1 protein-coding gene and 2 pseudogenes are annotated in these 1,876 nt (G+C 64.9%); 2 read left to right on the top strand and 1 reads right to left on the bottom strand.

Annotated elements, in window-relative coordinates; translation table 11 throughout:
• A pseudogene (locus A2I95_RS34645) lies at positions 1–625 on the bottom strand (acetoin utilization protein AcuC); the annotation flags it as partial.
• A gap of 161 nt (positions 626–786) precedes the next feature.
• Here A2I95_RS34645 and A2I95_RS34640 point away from each other — a divergent pair.
• Together A2I95_RS34640 and A2I95_RS34635 are read left to right on the top strand one after the other, a co-directional pair.
• Positions 787–1,734 (top strand): ABC transporter permease, encoded by a 948-nt coding sequence (locus tag A2I95_RS34640; protein ID WP_291737097.1) that lies wholly within the window; start codon positions 787–789, stop codon positions 1,732–1,734.
• Positions 1,731–1,876, top strand: a pseudogene (locus A2I95_RS34635) (ABC transporter permease); the annotation flags it as partial. The gene A2I95_RS34640 and the pseudogene A2I95_RS34635, both read left to right, overlap by 4 nt.

Below are 1,876 nucleotides of genomic sequence, written 5' to 3'. Positions count from 1 at the left end.
CGCCCGCGTCCTCCGTCAGGGTGCCCGTCTTGGGCCAGAGGTTCTCCTCATGCACCGAGATCATCAGCACGTCCCTGTCGCCGGCAAAGCCATGCTCCACCCCGTCGGAATGATGCGCGTCAATGTCCACATAGGCGATCCGCTGCGCGCCATGATGGCGCAGCGACAGCATCGCCAGCACCGGATCGTTCAGATAGCAAAAGCCGTTGGCCCGGTCCGGCATCCCGTGATGAGTGCCGCCCGCCGGATTGTAGACGATGCCGCCGCTTGCCAGCAGCTCCCCCGCCAGGATCGACCCGCCCGCGGCGGTGGCAGGGCGGCAGAAGATTTCCGGGAACACCGGGTTTGATATGGTGCCCAGGTGATGCCGGGTGCGCACTTCTGCGCTTACCTCCTGCGCCGCCTCGGCCGCCTGCAGCGCGGCGATGTATTCGACCGTGTGCCAGGCGGTCAGCGCTGTTGGCTTGGCACGGGGGGAATTCACATAGACTTGGTCCGGCAGCCAGCCCAGCGCGCGAGAGAGGTCCATCACGGTCGACACCCGCGGCACCCGCAAGGGATGGGTACGGCCATAGGAAGAGCCGCGGTATATTTCTGATCCGATGAACAGGGGGCGGGACAGCATGGCTCAGTGATAGCCGGTTTCGAGCAGATGCCAAAGGTGCTGCGGTCCGTTTCCGCAGGCAAGCGGCCAAGCCTTTGACGTTGCGCATTTTTGCCCGGCAGCTCCGGATTCCCTCCACCGCCCACTGGACCCGCCCGCCCCGCACTCCTAACGTGGCAGCCATGCTGCGTTATGCCCTGAAGCGCCTGTTGTCACTGATCCTCAGCCTGGCCGTTGCCTCGCTGGTGATCTTCCTCGTGGTGGAGGTTGCGCCGGGCGATCCGGCCTCCTTCATGCTGGGGGTCAATGCACAGCCCGATACTATCGCCGCGCTGCGGACAGAGCTGGGGCTGGATCAGGGAAAGCTGGCCCGCTACCTCAGCTGGGCTGCGGGCATGCTGAGCGGAGATTTCGGCACATCCTACACCTACCGCACGCCGGTTGCCGGGATGATCGCAGACCGGCTGTGGGTGTCGCTGCCGCTGGCGCTATATGCGCTGACGCTGTCCACCCTGATTGCCTTTCCGGCCGGCATCTACGCCGCCGCCCGCCGCGGCAAGCCGGGCGATTTAGCGGTGATGGGCGCAACCCAGCTGGGCGTCGCAATGCCGAATTTCTGGTTTGCGATGATGCTTGTGCTGATCTTTGCCATCAACCTGCGCTGGTTCGGCGCCGGCGGGTTTCCGGGCTGGGACACCGGGCTTTGGGCGGGCCTTCATGCGCTCACCCTGCCCGCGATTGCACTGGCGCTGCCGCAGGCGGCGATCCTGACTCGTGTGATGCGCTCTGCCCTTCTGGACATTCTGGGCGAGGATTTCATGCGCACTGCCCGCGCCAAGGGGCTTTCACGCCGCCAGGCGCTGTGGCGGCACGGGGTACGCAACGCTTTGATCCCGGTGCTGACCATCATCGGCCTGCAGTTTTCCTTCCTGCTGGCAGGCGCCATCATCATTGAACAGGTCTTCTATCTGCCCGGCCTCGGGCGGCTGGTGTTCCAGGCGATCTCCTCGCGCGATCTGATCGTGGTGGAGTCGGTGGTGATGCTGCTGGTCTTTGCCGTCATTACGGTGAATTTCCTGGTAGATCTCGCCTATGCGCTGGTCGACCCGCGCCTCAGGAGCCGGACATGACCCGCAACCTGATCCTTGGCGGCCTGCTGTCCTCTCTGATGCTGCTGGCGGCTGCGGCGTCGTTCCTGTGGACGCCGTTTGACCACGCGGCAATGAACATCCCGGCCAAGCTGCAAACACCGAACGCGCAGCACTGGCTGGG

The organism is Leisingera sp. F5, from assembly GCF_001593695.1.
The sequence above is the reverse complement of the archived record's forward strand: the minus strand, read 5'-3'. Positions and strand labels throughout refer to the sequence as shown.

Excerpts from the sequence above, each read along its gene's own strand:
- A2I95_RS34640 (WP_291737097.1), top strand. The coding sequence starts at position 787 with ATGCTGCGTTATGCCCTGAAGCGCCTGTTGTCACTGATCCTCAGCCTG.